Genomic DNA, 1,689 nt, shown 5'->3' on the forward strand with positions numbered 1-1,689 from the left:
AGCCTTGACGGCAGCACACCGGATCAAGCCTACTTCACCCCGCTGCCGCTCCGCACGGCAGCCTAACCCCGGCAGAGGCTCCACTTATCGACGCGGATATTCTGTTCAGACAACCGGGGCCAGCTCACACATCTGTGCCGAGCGAAACCAATACTGGTCGGTCGGAACCATCTGATCGCGCTGGCGGATAGCGCCGACCCGCAAGCTTACGACTTTTGTGCCTTCCGATGGGGCCCGAATAGATCGGTGTACCGCAATCAGGACAGAACGTCTGTTCGCGCCGATTTCCGCTCTCCCCGGTCTTGACGTAGCTCTTTGGTGCGCCCGACAGCAATCTACAACTTCCTTCTTTCGTCGGCACGACAGTACGGAAGGCCGTGCCAGACAGCGTCTGGCAATCGGTGCAGTGACAGATCACTACCGTGGTAGGATCAACCTCGGCCTCGAAGGTGATGCCGCCGCAGTGACACTTTCCATCGATCTTCATACCTAGCCCCATCTGGCAGAAAGCAATCTAAGTCTATCGGCAGGATTTGGTTTGGACGAGGTGCCAAACTACCGCTTCGGGCCAGTTTCGGACCCACAAGGGCAGTTTCCCGCCGTTCTACTCCGATGGCCCAAGGAAGCCTTTGATTGGTCGCAGCGCTTCGATAGCTGGAATGCTCTCGTGGGCTTGAATGCTTAAGCACCAAGGATATGGCAGAGCCGCAAGCCAACCCATGACCGGCTCTGAGATCTCGCTAGGGAGCACGCACATAACTTCGATGTCGATCGCAAGCTTTCTCAAGCGCTTGTCGTCGCCGGAACCAAAATGCCAGTTGTATGTTCCGCATCCAACACGAATGGCGCCTCCTTGCTTGGCAGACATTCCGACCAGCCAATCGCAATGGAAGTGCGGAAGGTAGTCTGAATTAGGTCGCGAGAGGCAAAACGTATGCACATTCTCGTACTGATCCGCGAAATTGGTCACTAAAACTCGGGTGACCTCCTCTAATCCCTTTGCTGAGCTTGGAAACGAAATGGCGTCCGTGTTCACAGCCATTTCCAATTCGCAGTCCTCCGCGAATGCACCCTTCATTAGTTGCGGACGGTTACTATCCTTTGCCAAGATGTATGTGCTGATCGCATCGATAGCCGTGGGTCGGTTCATTCGGTTGCCCCTCCACAGTTCAGGTCGCTCTAGCGCTGCACCTAATTCAAGCGGACGGGACCATCGGGCACAAGTCCTATATGTCTGCTGTGGGTCTTGTGTCACGAAGCATAGCCGGTTAAAAAAAGGCTGCGCGCAACTTTATAGGAGATGAAGGTAGGTCCTTCGGGTTCGGCGATCAGGTCGCTGATCCCAAGCCACCGCGGGCCGCTTTGGTCAAAAGCCAGTGGTGAGCGCTGCGGAAACGTCGGGACGATGATCCCGGCAGGCACGGTTGAGAGAGGCGAGCGCAAGCGAACCGTCGATGAAGTGTCGAAAGCGGATTAGGTGATGTCAAAACCGAGGGTTGACCCTACCTTCGGGATCAGTTCGGTGGATGTCCTGATACTGACCGAGCGACATCCGGCATGTATGAGCTGGTCCCGCAAATCTGAACAGCGCGATAAGTGGAGTTTCTGCCTGACGGCGGGCAAGATTGACCCGCGAATCAGGAGAGACGATGAGCAGACGAGCACGGCGGAACCACACTCCGGCTTTCA

General features: G+C 56.1%; 1 protein-coding gene and 2 pseudogenes. All 3 read right to left on the bottom strand.

What is annotated here, in order from left to right:
• Positions 1-105 precede the first annotated feature (105 nt).
• A pseudogene (locus AC066S_RS38755) lies at positions 106-487 on the bottom strand (GFA family protein).
• Positions 488-604: 117 nt separating this feature from the next.
• Entirely contained in the window at positions 605-1,150 is a 546-nt protein-coding gene (locus AC066S_RS38760) for a hypothetical protein (protein WP_478271910.1), read from the bottom strand.
• A 333-nt stretch (positions 1,151-1,483) separates the two neighbouring features.
• Positions 1,484-1,689: pseudogene (locus tag AC066S_RS38765) on the bottom strand (hypothetical protein); the annotation flags it as partial.

The organism is Bradyrhizobium sp. CFUWI, assembly GCF_056429085.1.

Bases quoted from the DNA above. Each gene is read 5' to 3' on its own strand.
- AC066S_RS38760 (WP_478271910.1), bottom strand. From the start codon at position 1,150: ATGAACCGACCCACGGCTATCGATGCGATCAGCACATACATCTTGGCA.